Below are 17,263 nucleotides of genomic sequence, written 5' to 3'. Positions count from 1 at the left end.
AAATATCAACGTTGTGATTATTTTGTAATAGCTATCTTCGAGGTGAACTCCACGAAAATCTAGGATGGATTCAGCTCTAATTGACGCTGGCGCCGGACACTAGGATGCGGTGCTCAGGATTGGCTTTAGCTTCGTTGTCCAGCACTTCAAAAGCAACAGCGGCGATGCGTTGGCCAGTGCCTTCATCCGAGCTGCCAGCGGCAAGAACTAACGCTTGATCAAAATCCTCGGTCGCATCTGAAACGACGTTCCCCAGATCCTTCAGGCCATCTTTGGGCAACGCGTAAGCAGGCTGGCGCAAATCTTCACACTTTGCATCTACCGCCGAACGCAAGCTTGCTAACTGCTTGCTCAGTGCAGTTCGTTTCTTCTCAATCGCGGCTGATTGCGAGGAGACACCACGGGCGGCCTGTAGCTGCAACGCATAGTCCAAGGCATAACCGCGGTCCAATGCACGAGCTACGGTGACGGACTCAAAGTTCTTTGAGTCTTTAACCTCGGCGTCAGCGTTAAGCAAATTTGGATCGGGAAGGCACGCCACTGGCTGGTTCTGATCCTGGTCGGCGACGGCACCGAGTGGCTTGGCAAGCTCCGGTGGGTTCTTTTCACCCAAGGAGTCCATCGCTTTGTTGGCATCGAGGTTGGTCTGGAACGCGATCTGAGAAAGAAGCTTTGTGCTCTGTAGCGACGGCTTCTTCAGCGCAGGCAGCGAAGCTGAAGACTTGGCCACATCTTGAGCCAATTCTTGTACGAGTTCGGGGGAGTAGGACTGCGGTAATGCAGTTGGTGTCTGCTCTTCGAACTGCAATTCGCCGAGTAAGGCAGCGCCCTGCGCCAGCGAAGCGCCTAGGTTTGCCAAAGCTTCAGCGCTGGAACCATCGGTTAGCTCGGCGAGCTTGTTGGCTCGGGCCGCGAGGTCTGCGAGCTCGCCTCCTCGAACCCACAAGGCACGTTTATCGTCCGAGGCGGACTGGACCTGTTCTGGTAGACCCTGATCAACTAAGGCCCCATGAAATATCGTGCTACCAATTCCCCAGGTGAGTGCTGCAGCAACAACACCGCCTAACACTGGTGCGATCCAGCTCGGCGCACGAGAAGCGATTTTCTTCTTGCGAGCATCGGCGTGAGGGAATTTTTCAGTCATAGCGATTCGATCATTTCACGTTCGAGCTCGAATTTAGGTCAATTCTCGTGTTGCGCACCACCACGAGAAGAAAAACTTCGTGAGTTCTTTCACCTGAGCGCGGTTGATAGTTCTCAACAAGCGAAACGCAATATACGCTTAACGGACAACATCGAATAGCGTGGGAGGATATCCATGACCGGAATACCGGCCGATACCGAACAGGAAGCGCAGCGTCTGACTGCTTTGCTTTCCAAGGAAGTAGAATCCCACGGGCTTCTCCTAGAAGAAGTTACTTTGCGCCCCTCTGGCAAGCAGATGATCGTTCAGATCATCGTTGACAAGCCAGACGGCAACGATTCGGTGATTCTTGATGAACTCGGTGAAGTAACCACCACCATCTCCAACGCTCTGGACAAAGACGCAGCTTATGCGTCGGCTGACCCTTATGAACTGGAAGTCAGCTCGCCAGGTCTTTCCCGCCCGCTGACTGCCAAGCGTCACTGGGTTCGCGCCCTAAACCGCATGGTTAAGATTTCCTTGGCCGACGGAACCAAACTGCGCGGCCGGCTGTTGGAAGTTAACGACGCTGATGTGTTGGTTGCTGAGCACCGTGAGCCAGCCAAGAAGGGTATGAAGACTAAGGTCCTAGAACCTGCCCTCCACACTTTTGAAAATATCCGTAAAGCTGTCGTCGACCCAGAACTGAACTTCGATGACGCACCACTAGACACCGTTGATTCTGAAGATTTGGAGGGCTAAGCGTGGATATTGATCTCAACGCTCTGCGTATTCTGGAAAAAGACCGCGACATCCCCATGGATGTACTGATTCCAACCATCGAGTCGGCTTTGCTGCTGGCTTACAACAAGACCGAAGGCGCAATGCCAGGGGCGCGTGCTTTTATTGAGCGCGCTACCGGTCACGTTGCCATCTTGGTGGAGGACCGCGATAACGCCGGTGTTCTGCTCGGCGAATTTGACGACACCCCACACGGCTTTGGACGCATCGCTGCTTCCACCGCTCGTCAGGTCATCATGCAGCGTTTGCGTGAAGCTGAAGATGCACAGGTTGTCGGTGAATACACCACCCGCGTAGGCACCTTGATCTCCGGCGTGATCCAGCAGGGCTACTCGGCTCACATGGTTCAGGTAAAGATTGGCGACCTGGAGGCATTGCTGCCACCAGTAGAGCAATCTCCAGGCGAGAAGTACCAGCACGGCAACCGCCTGCGCGCTTACGTCGTCTCGGCTGAACGCGGCAACAAGGGTCCAGCTGTGACCCTGTCACGTTCGCACCCAGGCATGGTTCGCTTGCTCTTCGAAATGGAAGTGCCTGAAATTGCTGACGGCACCGTTGTTGTTGAGGCACTGGCTCGTGAAGCTGGTCACCGCACCAAGATCGCTGTTCGTGCAACCAAGCCTGGCGTGAACGCCAAGGGCGCTTGCATCGGTGAAATGGGTACCCGCGTTCGTGCAGTAATGAATGAACTGAACGACGAGAAGATCGACATCGTTGACTACAACGAAGATCCAGCGAAGTTCATCGCCGCAGCACTGTCCCCATCCAAGGTCGTCTCGGTAGAGATCCTTGATGAGGCAGAGCGTCGTGCTCGCGTCGTCGTTCCAGACTCCCAGCTGTCGTTGGCTATCGGCAAGGAGGGGCAGAACGCCCGCCTGGCCGCCAAACTGACCGGCTGGCGCATTGACATCTTGGCTGCATCCGGCGGCAAGGAGCCACAGCTCTAAAGCTGGATTGCTAAGAATTGCTAGTTAGTCGCGTGCAAGCCTAGCGTGTGTGAGCCACAACTCATGCGCGCTATGGCGTGCAAACGCGCTAGACTAGTAGATGGCTCGTACAACTAGGGAAGGTGGCGACGGCGCTCGCATGAAGCTGCATCAGCAACGCACGTGCATTGGCTGTCGAACCATTACCAGTAAAAACGAGTTACTCAGATGGGTCCTCAATGAAGGTACTCCGCTTCGTGCGGTGAGCTTGGATTTGCAGGGTTCCGCCTTCGGGCGAGGAACCTGGACCCACGGTACACAAAAGTGTGTGCGGCAAGCAGTACAGCGAAAAGCATTCGCGCGGGCCTTCCGGTCCGCCGTCGACGATTCGCAGGTAGTGCAGGAATTTACCGCATACGAAGATCAGCTGGCGGCACGTCAGCAATCTGGCAAACATGATGAAAGCGGGTCAGAAATCTGATGGCAACCCGATGAGTCGACAATGTTGAGCGCACAACGATGAACTATCAGTTCTGCGTGATCCACCGTGCGACGGAAGAATTTCACGAATTACACAGCTGATTTGCCAGACCTCCTGCATAGAAGATTTTTCTTTGAAATTGGGGTTTGAGCAGATCACATCGATACAGGAGAGATGTGGCTAAACCCCGCGTTCACGAGCTCGCTAAAGAGCTCGGAATCACTTCAAAAGAAGCACTAACCAAATTGCAGGATATGGGCGAATTTGTTCGCTCCGCATCCTCGACCGTTGAGCCTCCAGTAGCGCGCAAGTTGCGCGATGCTTTCCCAGGTTCCAACGCTGCTGCAGCCAAGCCGGCTGCAGCTAAGCCAGCAACCTCGGGCGCACCAAAGCCGGGTTCGAAGCCAGCGGCAGCTCCGGCTGCTTCTTCAGCAGCTAAGCCAGGCACCAAGCCTGCCGCTAAGCCTGCAGCAGCGACCCCAGCACCGGCAGCTCCAGCGGCGCCGGCAGCCCCAGCAGCACCGACTGCTAAGGCAACCCCGGGCGCACCACTTCCAGGTGCAGCACCAAAGCCAGCGGCCAAGTCGGGCCCAAAGCCAGGTGCTCCACGCCCAGGCAACAACCCATTCTCATCCCAGCAGGGCATGCGTTCGGGTGACTCGGGCGAACGTCGCGGCCAAAACCGCGAAGGTAGCCGCGAAGGCGGCCGTGCACCACGTCCGGGCGCTCCTCGTCCAGGCGGTCCACGCCCAGGCAACAGCCCGTTCTCTTCCCAGCAGGGTATGCGCGGCGAAGGTGGCCAGGGTGGCGCACGTCCAGCACGTGACGGCCAGCGCGGTCCACGTCCAGCCGGTCAGGGGCAGGGTGGCGGTCCACGCCCACCACGCGAAGGTCAGGGCGGTCCACGTCCGGCACGCGAGGGTCAGGGTGGACCACGTCCAGCACGTGACGGCCAGCGTAGCCCACGTCCAGCAGGTGCAGGCGCAGGTGGACCACGTCCAGCCGGTGCCGGTGCAGGTGGACCACGTCCAGCAGGCGCAGGAACCTCCGCAACTCCACGTATGATGCCTAACCGCACTGATCGTCCAGCTCCAGCAGCTGGCGGTCGTCCAGGTGGCGCAGGTCGCGGGCGCCCAGGTGCCGGTGGCGGCGCTGGTGGCGCAGGTGGCGGTACCGGTGGCGGCTTCCGCCCAGGTGCACCACGTGGTCGCGGTGGTGTTGGCGGTGCTTTCGGTAAGGGAGGCGCCGGTCGCGGTAAGCAGCGCAAGTCCAAGCGCGCAAAGCGCCAGGAATTGGAGCAGATGAGTGTTCCAAGCCTGGGCGGTGTCAACGTACCTCGCGGTACCGGTGAGACCGAGATCCGTATGCGTCGTGGTGCCTCGATCACCGACTTCGCAGACAAGATTGGCGCAAACCCAGCAGCACTGGTGACCGTACTATTCCACCTCGGTGAAATGGCTACCTCCACCCAGTCGCTCGACGAGGCAACCTTCGAGGTCCTCGGCGAAGAGCTGGGCTACAAGGTTTCTGTCGTCTCCCCAGAGGACGAAGACAAGGAACTGCTTGAAGGCTTCGGCCTTGATCTGGAAGCCGAACTTGAGGCTGAAGGCGAAGACGAGCTTGAAGAGCGCGCCCCAGTTATCACCATCATGGGTCACGTTGACCACGGTAAGACCCGACTGCTTGATGCTATCCGTAAGTCCAACGTTATTGAGGGCGAGCACGGCGGCATCACCCAGCACATCGGTGCTTACCAGATCAACCACGAACACGAAGGTCGCACTCGTGCAATGACCTTCATCGATACCCCGGGTCACGAGGCGTTCACCGCCATGCGTGCTCGTGGTGCCGAGGTCACCGACGTGGCCGTGCTGGTTGTTGCAGCGGACGACGGCGTTATGCCACAGACCGTTGAAGCACTGAACCACGCACAGGCTGCTGGTGTGCCAATCATCGTTGCAGTGAACAAGATCGATAAGGAAGGTGCTAACCCTGACAAGGTCATGGGTCAGCTCACCGAATACGGTTTGGTTCCTGAAGAATACGGTGGCGACACCATGTTCGTGAAGGTTTCGGCATTGCAGAAGGAAGGCATCGACGAGCTGCTCGACGCTGTCTTGCTGACTTCCGATGTGCTTGAACTTCAGGCCAACCCAGACAAGTCCGCTCGTGGTGTAGCCATTGAAGCGAACTTGGATAAGGGTCGCGGTTCGGTTGTTACCGTGCTGGTTCAGTCCGGTACCTTGTGCGTTGGCGACACCATGGTTGTGGGTACCGCCCACGGCCGCGTGCGTGCAATGTTCAACGAAAACGGCGAGAACCTGGACGTGGCATTGCCATCGCGCCCGGTTCAGGTCTTGGGTATGTCTTCGGTGCCACGCGCCGGCGACGGCTTCTTGATCACCGACGATGAGCGCACCGCTCGTCAGATCGCTGACAAGCGCGAAACCGCAGAGCGTAACGCAATGCTGGCTAAGCGTCGTAAGCGCATCACCTTGGAAGACTTCGATAAGGCCGTCGCTGATGGCAAGATCGATACCTTGAACCTGATCCTTAAGGGTGACGCTTCGGGTGCTGTTGAAGCACTGGAAGATTCGCTGATGAAGATCGAGGTTGGCGACGACGTTCAGCTGCGCGTAATCCACCGCGGCGTGGGTGCTATCACCCAGAACGACGTCAACCTGGCTACCGTGGACAACGCCATCATCATTGGCTTCAACGTCCGCCCAGCCGAGCGCGTGTCTGAACTGGCTGACAAAGAAGGCGTGGATATGCGCTTCTACTCGGTCATCTACTCCGCTATCGACGACATCGAAGCAGCGCTCAAGGGCATGCTCAAGCCGGAATACGAAGAAGTTGCCCTCGGTACCGCCGAGATCCGCATGGTCTTCCGTTCCTCGAAGTTCGGCAACATTGCCGGTTCGATCATCCGCTCGGGCACCATCAAGCGTAATTCCAAGGCTCGCTTGGTACGCGATGGCAACGTGGTTGGCGACAACCTGTCGATCGAATCGCTACGTCGCGAAAAGGACGATGTCACCGAGGTCCGTGAAGGCTTCGAATGTGGTATCGGCCTGGGGTCGTTCAACGACATCAAGGACGGCGACATCATCGAGACCTTCGAGATGCGCGAAAAGCCACGCGACTAATTGCTCACCAGCAATTAGCAGTGTGACTCACTGATTCGTGGGCGTTTGACCGATAAGATTTGGTCAAGCGCCCACGAGTTTTGAACCATTAGGAGAAAACCATGGCTGATTCAGCCCGCGCCGCACGCTTGGCTAAGCGCGTGCAGGTCCTCATGGCCCAGTCGCTGCGCACCGTCATCAAAGACGAACGCATCGATAATGTCACCGTGACCGACGCCCGCGTTACCAACGACCTGCAGCACGCTACGGTGTACTACACCGTCTTTGGTGATGACGAGATGAAGAAGGATATCGCCGAAACGCTGGAAAAGCGCGGCGGTGCGCTGCGCAAGGAATTGGGCCGCAACCTGACCATCCGTCTGACCCCAACGCTGGCCTTCGTAGCCGACGAAATCCCTGAAGGTGCCTCGCACCTTGAGGAACTGCTGGCTAAGGCCCGCGAGAAGGACGCTGAAGTTGCAGCCCTTCGCGAAGGCAAAGACTTCGCAGGGGACCAGGACCCATACAAGAAGGACGAAGAGGAAGAAGAAGCTTAAGCTTCCTTGTTCTAGTCCTACTTAGTTTGATGCTCGGATCACTACGCATAATGCGTGGTGGCCCGGGCATCTGACGTTTAAACGCCAGAACCCTAGTGCTCACGTTGCTGATGAGATAGCGTGAGAAACCACTAACGGATTCGAACAAAGGTGCAAGTAGATGCCAGAATTCACCACCACCCTGATTGCCAGCACCGGGAACAATGTAGGGCTGGTCGTGCCCGATGAAATTGTTTACGGATTTGGTCGTGGCAAACGTGTACCGGTGACAGTTCAAATTAATGGCGACTACACCTACCGAACAACTATCGCCTCCATGGGCGGACAGTTTCTTGTTTCTTTTAACTCCGAGACTCGTGCAAATACCGGCAAAGGTGCGGGGGACGAAATTACCGTGAAGCTAGAGCTGGATGAAGAACCACGCACCGTGGAAATCCCTGAACCGCTGGCTGTGCTGCTCTCTGCGGAACCAGAGCTACTTGATGCGTGGAGCCAGCTGTCCTACAGCAAACAACGTGGGCACGTAGACCCGATCGTTCAAGCTAGGGGAGAAGATACCCGCACCCGCAGGGTTGAGAAAGTCATCAAGGTGCTGCGTAGCCAGTAGGCTACAGTCAGCGCCTACTGCACGGTGAATTGCAGGCGTTGCCAGCCGCTGGCGCCATTGGGCACCGGGTTGGCTTTCTCGCTGGTCTGCAACTGGCCCTGTGCGTCGTAGGCGCGTACAGTTGCCGAATGTGCGCCGGGAGTCGCATCCTTCCACACGAAGCGCCACTGCCGCCACGTATCCAAGGAGGCCTCGGCTGCCAAGTCGGCATCTTCCCATGGTCCGTCATCGATCTGCACTTGCACGCGGGAAATGCCGCGGGTCTGGGCCCAGGCGGTACCGCCCAGCACGACGTCCCCTGCGGGTACCTTGGCGAATGGGCGAGGCGTATCGATCCGGGAAGACATCTTGATAGGACCGCGTTCGGACCAACCGCGAGTCGTCCAATAGGCAGCCTTGTCCTGGAACCGGGTGACTTCCAGATCGACCACCCATTTGGTAGCAGACACGTAGCCGTACAGGCCAGGAACCACCATGCGCACCGGGAACCCGTGCTCGAATGGCAGCGGCTCTCCATTCATGCCGATCGCCAGCAAGGCCATCCGGTCATCTCTCAGAACTTCCAGCGGGGTTGAAGCACTGAAGCCGTCATGCGACGTGGAGAGCACCATATCTGCGCCGGCTTGGGGAATCGCGCGTTCCAGCAGGTGGCGCAGTGGATAGCCCAGCCATTGTGCGTTGCCTACCAGGTCGCCGCCGACCGGATTCGATACGCAGGTCAGCGTCAGATAGGTTTCCACGAGCTCTTGGTCCAGCAGCTCGTCGAAGTTCATGGTGAATTCCTTCTCCACCATGCCGTGAACCCGCAAGGACCACTGTCCCGGGTCGATTTGGGGCACCGAAAGTGCGGTGTCGATACGGTAGAAATTCCGGTTCGGGGTAACGAAGCGTGGCATATCCGCTTCCTCGACCTGAACCCCTGCCGGCAGGGGTTTTGCCTTGGTACGGGGCGCAGGCAAGCGCAAGGCCTTGCGGGCAGCCTCAGCCATGTTCCGCGCAGCGGAGATCGAGCTCGAAGCGCCGGTAGCTATGGCCGAGGCGGCCAGGGCCAGGACCGAACCGAGCAGGAAGGTTCTGCGGCTTGGACCCGGGGTGCTGGCGTCCTCGCCCGGAGGCGCGGCCGTGGCTGAAGCCAGCCGGTTGAGCCACTGCAAAACCCCGATGCCGGCAATCGCGCCGAGTACCGTTGGGACAATATCAAGCAGGCTGGTGGACGCACGGGTGACCACTGCGCTGGACATCACCACGGCCAAGGCAACGATGGCGGTGCAGGCAAGGGCGAAGCTTCGCTTAGCCAGCAGGCCGACTACCGCGGACAGGACCGTTGCGACGACGCCAATGGATATGAACAGCGCCAGCTTGTCATTGGTGCCGAAGGTCGCGATGGCAAAGTCCTTGAGCCATGGCGGAGTCAGGTCGATGATGGCCGAGCCCAAGGCGAAAAACGGTGACGAGGCGCTATTAAAAAATGCCGAAGCGAACTGGGCCACGGCGAACATGGCTGCTGCCGAACAGATTCCAGCCACCGCGTGGAATACGAGAACTCTGTCGTTGCGTTTCGTTGAAATGCCCACTGCCACTCACCTCATGCGTTGCGATCCATGTTCCTCTGCCGATCGCAGGGGAACAACCACTCACCATGTATTCGGAACATCCTGCGATGCGGATTGGAATCGGCTACGAGATTTTTTGCGGCTTCACAGCGACTGGACCATGATGGGATCTGTTGTCGGGGCAGGGGATCCAGCAGCTGGCTCCACAGTGATCCCGAAATGCGTGATGTCCTTCATCGGATCTGAAACCATGATCATGCCATCGGCATCGGGGCCGGCGAGCATGCCCGCAGAAACTGCCCCATCGGCCGAAATCAGCCATAGCTCATAGCCCTTGTCGCTGGACAGAGCCGGCATGCCGGAGGTGGAAACAGCCATCAAGCCCTCATCGGCCGAATAGGAAAGCGTGACACGGGCTCCGTCCTCCAAGGTCTGCGTTTTTGACTTCGCATCAGGGGCGCCCAGAATCCGCGCGAGCTCTTCTTCATGCGAGGCCATGGCGGCCATCTTGTTCTCCAACTCGCGCTGCTCGGAAGTCTGGTTGATCGCCAATCCTCCCAAGGCGACTGCTGCCAGCAGCAGCACACCGGCGGCCAGGGCAAAGAAGCGCTGCGTGCCGCGTCCTGTTCCTGTCTGCTGGACCGGAGGTTCTGCAGCGGAACCAGGTTCCCCCGGAGCCTCGGTGGCTGGGACGGCTGCGGGGGAGCTGCCCAGGGTGGGTGCCTGGTCCGCAACGGGAGGGAGCTGCTCGGTGGTGCGGATGGCGGACATGATGTTGGCCTTCAACCGTGGCGGAGGCGCGACCGGCTGTGCCGCCAAGCCAAGCAGTCCGGCAGTTTCCTGCAGTGCGTCGAGTTCCTGGCGAGCCTGGGCGGAATTCGGAGACTGGTTGAGCAGCTCCTCGCGCTCTTTGTCTCCCAGGGCGTCCCGGGCGAAGCTGTCGGTTCGCTCGTTCTCATGCTTGTCCATTACGCCACTCCCATCAGGTCTCGAAGTTTGCTCATTCCATCGCGTATTCGCGTTTTGGCGGTTCCCACCGGTATTTTCAGCATCTCGGCGACTTCCAGGTGGGTGTATCCGCCAAAGTAGGCCAGGTGTATGGCCTCTCGCTGTGGCGCGCTGAGCCGTTGCAGTGCCTGGGAAACGCGCACGGTTTCATCGTGCAAGATGGCGTTCTCTTCCACATCATCGTAGCTGTCTTGGAAGTCCTTGATTCCAACGCGCAAATCCCGCGCTTGGCTTGCTTGGCTCGAACGCACACGGTCCACGGCTCGGCGATGGGCAATGGTCAGCAGCCAGGAAGCTGCGGTGCCGCGTGCCGGATCAAAGCGCCGGGCCTGCTGCCAGGCTTCGACGAAAACTTCTTGGGTGACTTCTTCACTCTGCGCCCTGTCGCGAAGCACCCGCAGCACGAGTCCGAAGACTCGGGAAGCCATGGCATCGTAGAGCGATTCGAAGGCAGCTTCTTGTCCCAGCGCGACCTGTTGCATCAGGGCGTCCGGCGTTTGAACGGAATCGTCTTCCATGGAGTCGAGTCTATTTGAACTCATGAATCCTAGAGTCTCACGCATCTGTGTCTGTTTCGCTGTCTGCTGTTCCGTGGCGCTTTGCGAAAGTTGCCGATGGGGGAGCACGGCCCGTTGAACCAGCGAAGGTGATGCCTGGATTTGGACTCCATGCATCACCTTCAGGCCATCGGCCTTGCAATTGCGCCGTTGCTACTTTTTGGCTGGTGGCATCAGGACGGTGTCCACCAGGTACACGGTCGCGTTGGCGGTCTGCACGCCACCGCAGATGACCGAAGCGCCATTGACCTCGAGGTCGTCGCCGCTGCCGGTGACTTCTACATCCTCGCCCTGGACGGTTGCATGGGTTCCGGGCAGATCATCTGGTGCGATCTGGCCGGGGATCACATGGTAGGTCAGGATGCTGCTCAGGGTGTCCGCGTCCTTGGCCACAGCGGCCAGGTCATCCTTCGGGATTGCGGCGAATGCGTCATCAACCGGAGCGAAGACGGTGAATTCGTCGCCATTGAGGGTGTCGACCAGGTCAACGTCCGGGTTCAGCTTTCCGGAAACTGCGGAAGTCAGCGTGGTGAGCAGCGGGTTGTTGGAAGCTGCAACGGCCACTGGATCCTTGGCCATGCCTGCTACCGAACCGTCACCGGTTGGCACTGCTTCGGCATAGGCTGCGCAGCCGCTGCCCACCAGATTGCTTGCCGGATCCATTGCAGATTCGCTGGCCATGGACGAGCTGCTCTCCGTGGCGGAGGCGGTGGGTGATTCCATGGTTTCCGAACCGGTCGAGCAGGCGCTCAGTCCCATGGCGGCGACTGCGATGAGCCCGAATGCTCCAGCGACTTTGCTGTATGTGCGCTTCATGATTTTCTCCTTGCTTCGCCGCGACTGATGTCGTCGGTCCTTTTCCTGTCCGTGCGGATCAGGTGGTCAATGAGCATTCGGGGCAGGATGCCCAACGGATTGGAATCTCTTGAAAAAATTTATTTTGCGGCCAATTCGCAGAGCCTGGAAGGACTTATCTGCAATCCGTGGCAGGAACAATCTGGGATGCGACGTGGCATCGGCCACGGTTGAACGGCAAGACGGGTGAATTTTCTGCCTAAGCCATATACTGGAAGGCGTGAGTAAAGCCGGGCAGAACACGCAAGAGCAGGCCTCGGGCCTGGTACTAGTCGACAAAGATCAAGGATTGACCTCCCACGACGTGGTTGGTCGTATCCGTAGACTCGCAGGCACCCGCAAGGTGGGCCATGCTGGCACCTTAGACCCGATGGCCACAGGTGTGCTTGTTGTCGGTGTTAACAAGGCGACCCGCTTACTCACCTACATCGTTGGTCACGATAAGACCTACACCGCCACCATCCGTCTGGGACAAAACACTGTCACCGACGATGCTGAAGGCGAAATTATCTCTCAGCGTATTGCTGCTGCGGTCACCGATGAAGATATCGAACGTGAAGTAGCAAAGCTCCGCGGTGATATTGAGCAGATACCAAGCCAAGTTTCAGCCATCAAGGTTGATGGTAAGCGCTCCTATGCACGTGTGCGAGCCGGCGAGCAGGTAGAACTCAAGGCGCGTCCGGTGACTATTTCACGCTTCGAGATTCACGAAATCCGTCGAGAAAACGGCGGCAAGATCCTTGACGTGGACGTCACCGTTTCTTGCACCTCCGGAACCTACATCCGTGCACTGGCACGCGATCTGGGCGAAGCACTCGATGTTGGTGGACACCTGACGGAGTTGCGCCGTACCGAGGTTGGCCCGTACAAGATTGATCTGACTAGCACTCTGGAACAGCTGGCTAATGAATTCACCATGCTGCCCCTTGAGAAGGCTGCCGCTGCGTTGTTCCCTAACCGTACGGTGAGCGTGGATGAAGCGATGGAGCTGTCCTTCGGGCGCACCATTGCCGCATCCCACCTGAGCATGGACATTGAGCCTGGCCAGACCGTCGCAGCCTTTGCACCCAATGGGGTGCTGGTGGCATTGCTGGAGGACAAGGGCGAAAAAGCTCGTACGGCCCTAGTCTTCACCGCTAAGTAAAGGTTGAACCGTTGTTTGCCTTGAACGGATTTTTCATCGCCGGAGTCATCGTTTGTGCACTGGCATTGCTTGTTGCTGTGGTGGCGACCATCATTCGCAAGCACCCGGATGACTGGGCTCTTATCGGCGCAGCTGCAACTGAAGTCTTCTTGATTGTTTACGGCGTTGCTGCCGCGATCAGGCAGGCCGGCGGAAACGCTGTACAGGGCGACCCGCTGGAATTCTGGGGATATCTGATCACCGCGCTGATCATGCCACCGTTGGCATTCTTCTGGGCTGTCAGTGAAAAGAGTCGCTGGTCAAATGCGGTGTTGGGTGCCTCGGCAGCCGTCACCTTCATCATGCTGTTCCGTATGGAACAAATCTGGCACTAGGAGTAAACAACATGAGTCAGAATCCTCGTAACTCACGGATCATGCAGGCTGCACAATCTCGCAATGCCGCTAAAGGTCCAAAGCCAAGCCGCTCCACTGGCCTAGGCCGAGTGATTATTGCGGTCTATGGCATCTTGTCTCTGGCGGCAACCGTTCGTGGTGCGTACCAAATCGTGAGCAAGTTTGATGAAGCGCCGGTGGCCTACACGCTGTCATTGCTTTCCGGCCTGATCTACATTGTCGCCACGTTCTCACTGTCATCTTCTAAGTCGCGCGCATGGCTTGTCTCGCTGTGGGCAGTGAGCGTTGAACTTGTTGGTGTGATCGTTGTGGGCATTTTGTCATTGACTCATCCTGAAATTTTCGCCCACCCATCGGTGTGGAGTGGTTTCGGTGAAGGCTACGGTTACATTCCGCTGGTACTGCCAATTGTTGGCTTGTGGTGGCTTTACCGTAACCGCAGTGAGCGTCTGGCCTAAAGACGTGTAAGAATTGCCTCGGTGGGTTCTCTACTCACCACAAGAATTTCTAAAGGAGCAAAGTGCACTATTGGAAGGGCTTGGACGCCGTCCCCACGGATGTGGCTCCCACTGTCGTGACCATTGGCAACTTTGATGGTGTTCATTTGGGGCACTGCGAAGTGCTCGACGCAGCAGTCACTCAAGCCAAGGCGCGCTCTGCTCAATCGGTGGCCATCACCTTTGACCCGCACCCAGCACTGGTGCATCGCCCCGAGGCTGCTCCACAGCTGATCATGGGAATCGCTGATCGGATCGATACCTTGGCCAGCGTTGGCTTGGATGCCACGCTGATGATCCATTACACCCTTGAATTTGCTGACCAAAGCGCTGAAGATTTTGTCCGCTCACTGATCGTTGAAAAGCTTCACGCTGTCGCGGTCGTGGTTGGTCATGATGTCCGCTTTGGCCGTAACAACTCCGGCGATTTCAGCTACATGCAAGAGCTGGGCAAGAAGTACAACTTCGATGTCATCGGCGTGCAAGACGTAGGGGATAAGCGTCGTTTGTCTTCGACCTGGGTTCGCGAAGAACTAGCTGCAGGCAACGTTGAAGCAGCAGCCCAGATCCTCGGCCGGCCCCACCGGATGCGCGGTGAAGTGGTCCACGGGCATGCCCGCGGACGCGAGTTGGGTTTTCCAACGGCAAACCTTGATCCTGAAGCCACCGGCATCATTCCTGCCGATGGTGTGTACGCCGGTTGGGTTATCGACGAGGCCGAGGTCCGTTGGCCAGCCGCCATTTCGGTGGGTTCTAACCCAACATTTGATGGTGTCTCCCGGGTGGTAGAAGCCCACGTGATCGACCGCCCAGATGAAGGTGTTGAAGACTTTGACCTTTATGGTCAGCAGATTGTTGTTGAGTTTATCTCACACCTGCGCCCTATGGTCGCCTACCGCGGTATCGAAGCTTTGATTGAGCAGATGACCCAGGACGTGGATCAAGCTCGCGCAGTGCTGGCCGTTGAACCGCGCTAAGTCTCATGTCTGAAATTCCATCTCTGCCACAACGTGCTTTTGTGGTCAGTGCCAAGCGTCGTGACGAATTAGCGTCAGCATTCCAGTCCGGTGCCGAGAGTTACGACAAGATCCGTCCGTCCTATCCACAGCTGGCCTTGGACTTCACCCTGCAGGACCAGCCAAAAGTGGCAGTTGATATTGGTTGTGGATCGGGGATCTTTACCGAACAACTGGTAGCACAGGGGTTGGACGTCACCGCTGTTGATCCGTCCCAAGACATGCTCTCGGTCTTGGCGAAGCGACTTCCACAGGTGGCCACGGTGTGCGCTTCGGGCGAAGCTACCAGCTTGGACGAGGACAGCGTTGATCTGGTGACCTACGCGCAAGCATGGCACTGGGTGGATCATCCCAAAGCCAGTGCTGAGGCTGCCCGTCTGCTGCATGATCACGGTTGGCTCACTTTATTGTGGAATCAACTCGACGTCTCTGTTCCGTGGGTGCACCGGCTAGCCCGCATTATGCATGCTGGAGATGTACACCGTCCCGAGCTTGAACCGCCTTTGGGTCGTGAATTCAGCAAACCTGAACACGGTATTTGGCACTGGTCGATGTCGCTGGATTTTGAAGAGATCGTTGAGCTGACTAAGTCGCGCAGCTACTACCGCAAATCTTCGCCGACAACCCAAGCCAAGGTTGAATCAAACCTACGGTGGTATTGGAACGAGCATCTGGGTCATGAACTGGGCGACAAGGTACAGGTGCCGTATCTCACCCATGCCTGGAGGTCCCGCCGGCGTGCCCGTCGGTGATATGATTGACGATGGTTCTCGCTGCAGTCCGCGGTTGCGAGTTTCCACCGTAGACGCTTCGGCGTTTGCACTGACTTATGAACGCGGTCCAACTCTAGGAGTTTGTTATGGCATTGGATGCCACTATCAAGAACGAAATCATCAAGGCTTACGCTACCCACGAGGGTGACACCGGTTCGCCTGAGGTTCAGATTGCCGTCATGTCCCGCCGTATCTTGGACCTGACCGAGCACCTGAAGATGCACAAGCATGATCACCACACCCGCCGTGGCCTTATGGCTCTGGTTGGTCGTCGTCGTCGTATGCTCGGCTACCTGAAGAACACCAACATCGAGCGTTACCGTACGCTGATCGAGCGCTTGGGCCTACGTAAGTAGTCTTTCGCACTGGTGCGAAGATCCCCGCCTTCCTTTTTGGAAGGCGGGGATTTTTTATGCCCGGATAACACCTGTGCGACATGTTCACTGCACGAGTGAACTGGAGATCATCATAAAAATCGACAAGCTGATTTTCTACTGCCGCACACATACTGAACATGTCTTTCTATGACTGATACGTAGAGTCGCCCGCGCCGATACCCGCTAAAAACACGGGACTCTGTGCGACTTGTTAAACCAAATTAACGCCGTGCTGAAGGCACTATGACCCGATGTTTCCTCTGGCTACAACAGGTGCAGACATCAAGGACTTTTCCGGACATCTGATAGCGACTTTGACTTCGCGTTTCACTGAATTTCACCAGGTTTCAGAGCCCCTTTCTGACCCTTTCCAAAGGTGCTTGTATGGCTAGCAACAGCCCGCACCGGCAAAGGAAATGGAATACCAAAGATGTTCAAGACCCCGCTTACTCGACGGCAGCGCCAAGGCGCGGCAACGCTATTGCTGGCACCAGCACTTTTGCTGGCGTCATGCACAGCCTCCGCACACGGCACTGATCTGAAGAATGCAGACGGCACCGTCAATGTCCGCTACGAAGGCGCAGCCAACACCGTAACGCTCATTGAGCTGGCTGCCGGCCTCGGATATCTTGACGGCATTAAGCTGGAATGGGTCGGCAATAACTCCAGCGGTCCGCTGTCCATTCAAAACACGGCGACCGGCGAGACCGACATCGGTGGCGCATTTGCCGGCGCAGTTGTAAAGCTACAAGAAGCTGGCTCCCCGGTGACCGCGGTCGCCTCATACTACGGCTCCAATGACGATTACTTTGTTGGTTTTTATGCCGCGAAAGACGGCGGCATTAAAGAAGCCCGGGATCTGATTGGAAAGACTGTCGCGGTCAACACCCTCGGAGCTCACTCCGAAGCCGTGATCCACACCTATCTGAAAGCACAAGGATTAAGCCCGGACGAGATTGACCAAGTTCAGCTAGTCGTTCTGCCGCCGACAGATACCGAGCAAGCGGTTCGCACCCATCAGGTAGACGTCGGGGCACTCTCTGGTGCAGCCCAGGTCCATGCCGTGAAACAAGGGGATCTGCGGGAAGTCTTCCGGGACACTGAAGTTTTTGACAACTTCAATGGTGGTGAATACGTATTGCGTGACGATTTCATCGCTGAATATCCCGAAGCGGCACATGCTCTGGCAACGGGTACCGCCAAAGCGGCGAACTGGGCGTCATCGCATTCACGTGAAGAAGTGCTCAGAAAATTGACGGACATCATCGAGTCCAGAGATCGTGGCGAAGATGTTGAAGCTCTGCAGTATTTCAACGGTTATGGCGTAGGCAAGAATGCGCCGATCTCAGATGAAGACTTCAGCCGATGGTCCGAATGGTTGAAGAGCACCGGAATCGTTGACGGTGAAATAACACCCAGCGAGTACTACACCAACGAATTTAACGATCTCGCGAGCGAAGGGTAA

General features: G+C 57.4%; 18 protein-coding genes. 13 read left to right on the top strand and 5 right to left on the bottom strand.

Annotated features, from left to right (window positions below; all coding sequences use genetic code 11):
• Positions 1 to 76: 76 nt before the first annotated feature.
• A complete protein-coding gene (locus tag EYR88_RS11975; RefSeq protein WP_131089995.1) occupies positions 77 to 1,144 on the bottom strand; it encodes a hypothetical protein in 1,068 nt (355 codons plus the stop codon).
• A gap of 174 nt (positions 1,145 to 1,318) precedes the next feature.
• Between EYR88_RS11975 and rimP the strand changes: the two genes are divergently transcribed.
• From rimP to EYR88_RS11945, 6 genes are all read left to right on the top strand, one after another.
• Entirely contained in the window at positions 1,319 to 1,885 is a 567-nt protein-coding gene (rimP, locus tag EYR88_RS11970; protein WP_131089994.1) for a ribosome maturation factor RimP, read from the top strand.
• Positions 1,886 to 1,887: 2 nt separating this feature from the next.
• Entirely contained in the window at positions 1,888 to 2,871 is a 984-nt protein-coding gene (gene nusA / locus EYR88_RS11965; protein ID WP_131089993.1) for a transcription termination factor NusA, read from the top strand.
• A gap of 100 nt (positions 2,872 to 2,971) precedes the next feature.
• Complete coding sequence (locus EYR88_RS11960; protein ID WP_131089992.1) at positions 2,972 to 3,331, top strand: YlxR family protein; 360 nt, start codon at positions 2,972 to 2,974, stop codon at positions 3,329 to 3,331.
• A 176-nt stretch (positions 3,332 to 3,507) separates the two neighbouring features.
• A complete protein-coding gene (infB, locus tag EYR88_RS11955; RefSeq protein ID WP_131089991.1) occupies positions 3,508 to 6,480 on the top strand; it encodes a translation initiation factor IF-2 in 2,973 nt (990 codons plus the stop codon).
• A 101-nt stretch (positions 6,481 to 6,581) separates the two neighbouring features.
• A complete protein-coding gene (gene rbfA / locus EYR88_RS11950; protein ID WP_131089990.1) occupies positions 6,582 to 7,016 on the top strand; it encodes a 30S ribosome-binding factor RbfA in 435 nt (144 codons plus the stop codon).
• Positions 7,017 to 7,176: 160 nt separating this feature from the next.
• Positions 7,177 to 7,623: a YdeI/OmpD-associated family protein gene (locus EYR88_RS11945; RefSeq protein ID WP_131089989.1), complete on the top strand. Its 447-nt coding sequence runs from the start codon at positions 7,177 to 7,179 to the stop codon at positions 7,621 to 7,623.
• A gap of 14 nt (positions 7,624 to 7,637) precedes the next feature.
• Here the strand turns inward: EYR88_RS11945 and EYR88_RS11940 are convergent, their stop codons facing one another.
• From EYR88_RS11940 to EYR88_RS11925, 4 genes are all read right to left on the bottom strand, one after another.
• Positions 7,638 to 9,122 (bottom strand): molybdopterin-dependent oxidoreductase, encoded by a 1,485-nt coding sequence (locus EYR88_RS11940; protein WP_131090365.1) that lies wholly within the window; start codon positions 9,120 to 9,122, stop codon positions 7,638 to 7,640.
• Between the two features lie 198 nt (positions 9,123 to 9,320).
• On the bottom strand, positions 9,321 to 10,145 hold the full coding sequence (locus EYR88_RS11935; RefSeq protein ID WP_131089988.1) for an anti-sigma factor: 825 nt from the start codon (positions 10,143 to 10,145) through the stop codon (positions 9,321 to 9,323).
• Positions 10,145 to 10,702, bottom strand: a complete 558-nt coding sequence (sigK, locus tag EYR88_RS11930) for an ECF RNA polymerase sigma factor SigK (protein WP_022875941.1) — start codon at positions 10,700 to 10,702, stop codon at positions 10,145 to 10,147. Before sigK ends, EYR88_RS11935 begins: the two co-directional genes overlap by 1 nt.
• 192 nt (positions 10,703 to 10,894) lie before the next feature.
• Positions 10,895 to 11,557 (bottom strand): fasciclin domain-containing protein, encoded by a 663-nt coding sequence (locus EYR88_RS11925; protein ID WP_131089987.1) that lies wholly within the window; start codon positions 11,555 to 11,557, stop codon positions 10,895 to 10,897.
• Positions 11,558 to 11,816: 259 nt separating this feature from the next.
• Here EYR88_RS11925 and truB point away from each other — a divergent pair, with 259 nt between their 5' ends.
• The 7 genes from truB to EYR88_RS11890 all read left to right on the top strand — a co-directional run bounded on the left by truB (position 11,817) and on the right by EYR88_RS11890 (position 17,263).
• Positions 11,817 to 12,740 (top strand): tRNA pseudouridine(55) synthase TruB, encoded by a 924-nt coding sequence (truB, locus tag EYR88_RS11920; protein ID WP_131089986.1) that lies wholly within the window; start codon positions 11,817 to 11,819, stop codon positions 12,738 to 12,740.
• 11 nt (positions 12,741 to 12,751) lie between these two features.
• The gene (locus tag EYR88_RS11915; protein WP_131089985.1) at positions 12,752 to 13,114 is read left to right on the top strand and encodes a hypothetical protein; all 363 of its coding nucleotides are present in this window, start codon (positions 12,752 to 12,754) and stop codon (positions 13,112 to 13,114) included.
• 11 nt (positions 13,115 to 13,125) lie between these two features.
• Positions 13,126 to 13,593: a hypothetical protein gene (locus tag EYR88_RS11910; RefSeq protein WP_242632568.1), complete on the top strand. Its 468-nt coding sequence runs from the start codon at positions 13,126 to 13,128 to the stop codon at positions 13,591 to 13,593.
• Between the two features lie 62 nt (positions 13,594 to 13,655).
• Positions 13,656 to 14,609 (top strand): bifunctional riboflavin kinase/FAD synthetase, encoded by a 954-nt coding sequence (locus EYR88_RS11905; RefSeq protein ID WP_131089984.1) that lies wholly within the window; start codon positions 13,656 to 13,658, stop codon positions 14,607 to 14,609.
• 5 nt (positions 14,610 to 14,614) lie between these two features.
• Positions 14,615 to 15,400: a class I SAM-dependent methyltransferase gene (locus EYR88_RS11900; protein WP_131089983.1), complete on the top strand. Its 786-nt coding sequence runs from the start codon at positions 14,615 to 14,617 to the stop codon at positions 15,398 to 15,400.
• 107 nt (positions 15,401 to 15,507) lie between these two features.
• Positions 15,508 to 15,777: a 30S ribosomal protein S15 gene (gene rpsO / locus EYR88_RS11895; RefSeq protein WP_131089982.1), complete on the top strand. Its 270-nt coding sequence runs from the start codon at positions 15,508 to 15,510 to the stop codon at positions 15,775 to 15,777.
• A 451-nt stretch (positions 15,778 to 16,228) separates the two neighbouring features.
• Positions 16,229 to 17,263, top strand: coding sequence for an ABC transporter substrate-binding protein (locus tag EYR88_RS11890; protein WP_131089981.1), 1,035 nt, complete (start codon positions 16,229 to 16,231; stop codon positions 17,261 to 17,263).

Source organism: Arthrobacter sp. S41 (assembly GCF_004320535.1).
Lineage (GTDB): Bacteria > Actinomycetota > Actinomycetes > Actinomycetales > Micrococcaceae > Glutamicibacter.
Note: the sequence above shows the minus strand (reverse complement) of the source record. Positions and strands in the feature narration are given on the sequence as shown.

Excerpts from the sequence above, each read along its gene's own strand:
- EYR88_RS11975 (WP_131089995.1), bottom strand. The coding sequence starts at position 1,144 with ATGACTGAAAAATTCCCTCACGCCGATGCTCGCAAGAAGAAAATCGCT.
- rimP (WP_131089994.1), top strand. The coding sequence starts at position 1,319 with ATGACCGGAATACCGGCCGATACCGAACAGGAAGCGCAGCGTCTGACT.
- EYR88_RS11960 (WP_131089992.1), top strand. The coding sequence starts at position 2,972 with ATGGCTCGTACAACTAGGGAAGGTGGCGACGGCGCTCGCATGAAGCTG.
- rbfA (WP_131089990.1), top strand. The coding sequence starts at position 6,582 with ATGGCTGATTCAGCCCGCGCCGCACGCTTGGCTAAGCGCGTGCAGGTC.
- EYR88_RS11945 (WP_131089989.1), top strand. The coding sequence starts at position 7,177 with ATGCCAGAATTCACCACCACCCTGATTGCCAGCACCGGGAACAATGTA.
- EYR88_RS11940 (WP_131090365.1), bottom strand. The coding sequence starts at position 9,122 with ATGTTCGCCGTGGCCCAGTTCGCTTCGGCATTTTTTAATAGCGCCTCG.
- EYR88_RS11935 (WP_131089988.1), bottom strand. The coding sequence starts at position 10,145 with ATGGACAAGCATGAGAACGAGCGAACCGACAGCTTCGCCCGGGACGCC.
- sigK (WP_022875941.1), bottom strand. The coding sequence starts at position 10,702 with ATGGAAGACGATTCCGTTCAAACGCCGGACGCCCTGATGCAACAGGTC.
- EYR88_RS11925 (WP_131089987.1), bottom strand. The coding sequence starts at position 11,557 with ATGAAGCGCACATACAGCAAAGTCGCTGGAGCATTCGGGCTCATCGCA.
- EYR88_RS11910 (WP_242632568.1), top strand. The coding sequence starts at position 13,126 with ATGAGTCAGAATCCTCGTAACTCACGGATCATGCAGGCTGCACAATCT.
- EYR88_RS11900 (WP_131089983.1), top strand. The coding sequence starts at position 14,615 with ATGTCTGAAATTCCATCTCTGCCACAACGTGCTTTTGTGGTCAGTGCC.
- rpsO (WP_131089982.1), top strand. The coding sequence starts at position 15,508 with ATGGCATTGGATGCCACTATCAAGAACGAAATCATCAAGGCTTACGCT.
- EYR88_RS11890 (WP_131089981.1), top strand. The coding sequence starts at position 16,229 with ATGTTCAAGACCCCGCTTACTCGACGGCAGCGCCAAGGCGCGGCAACG.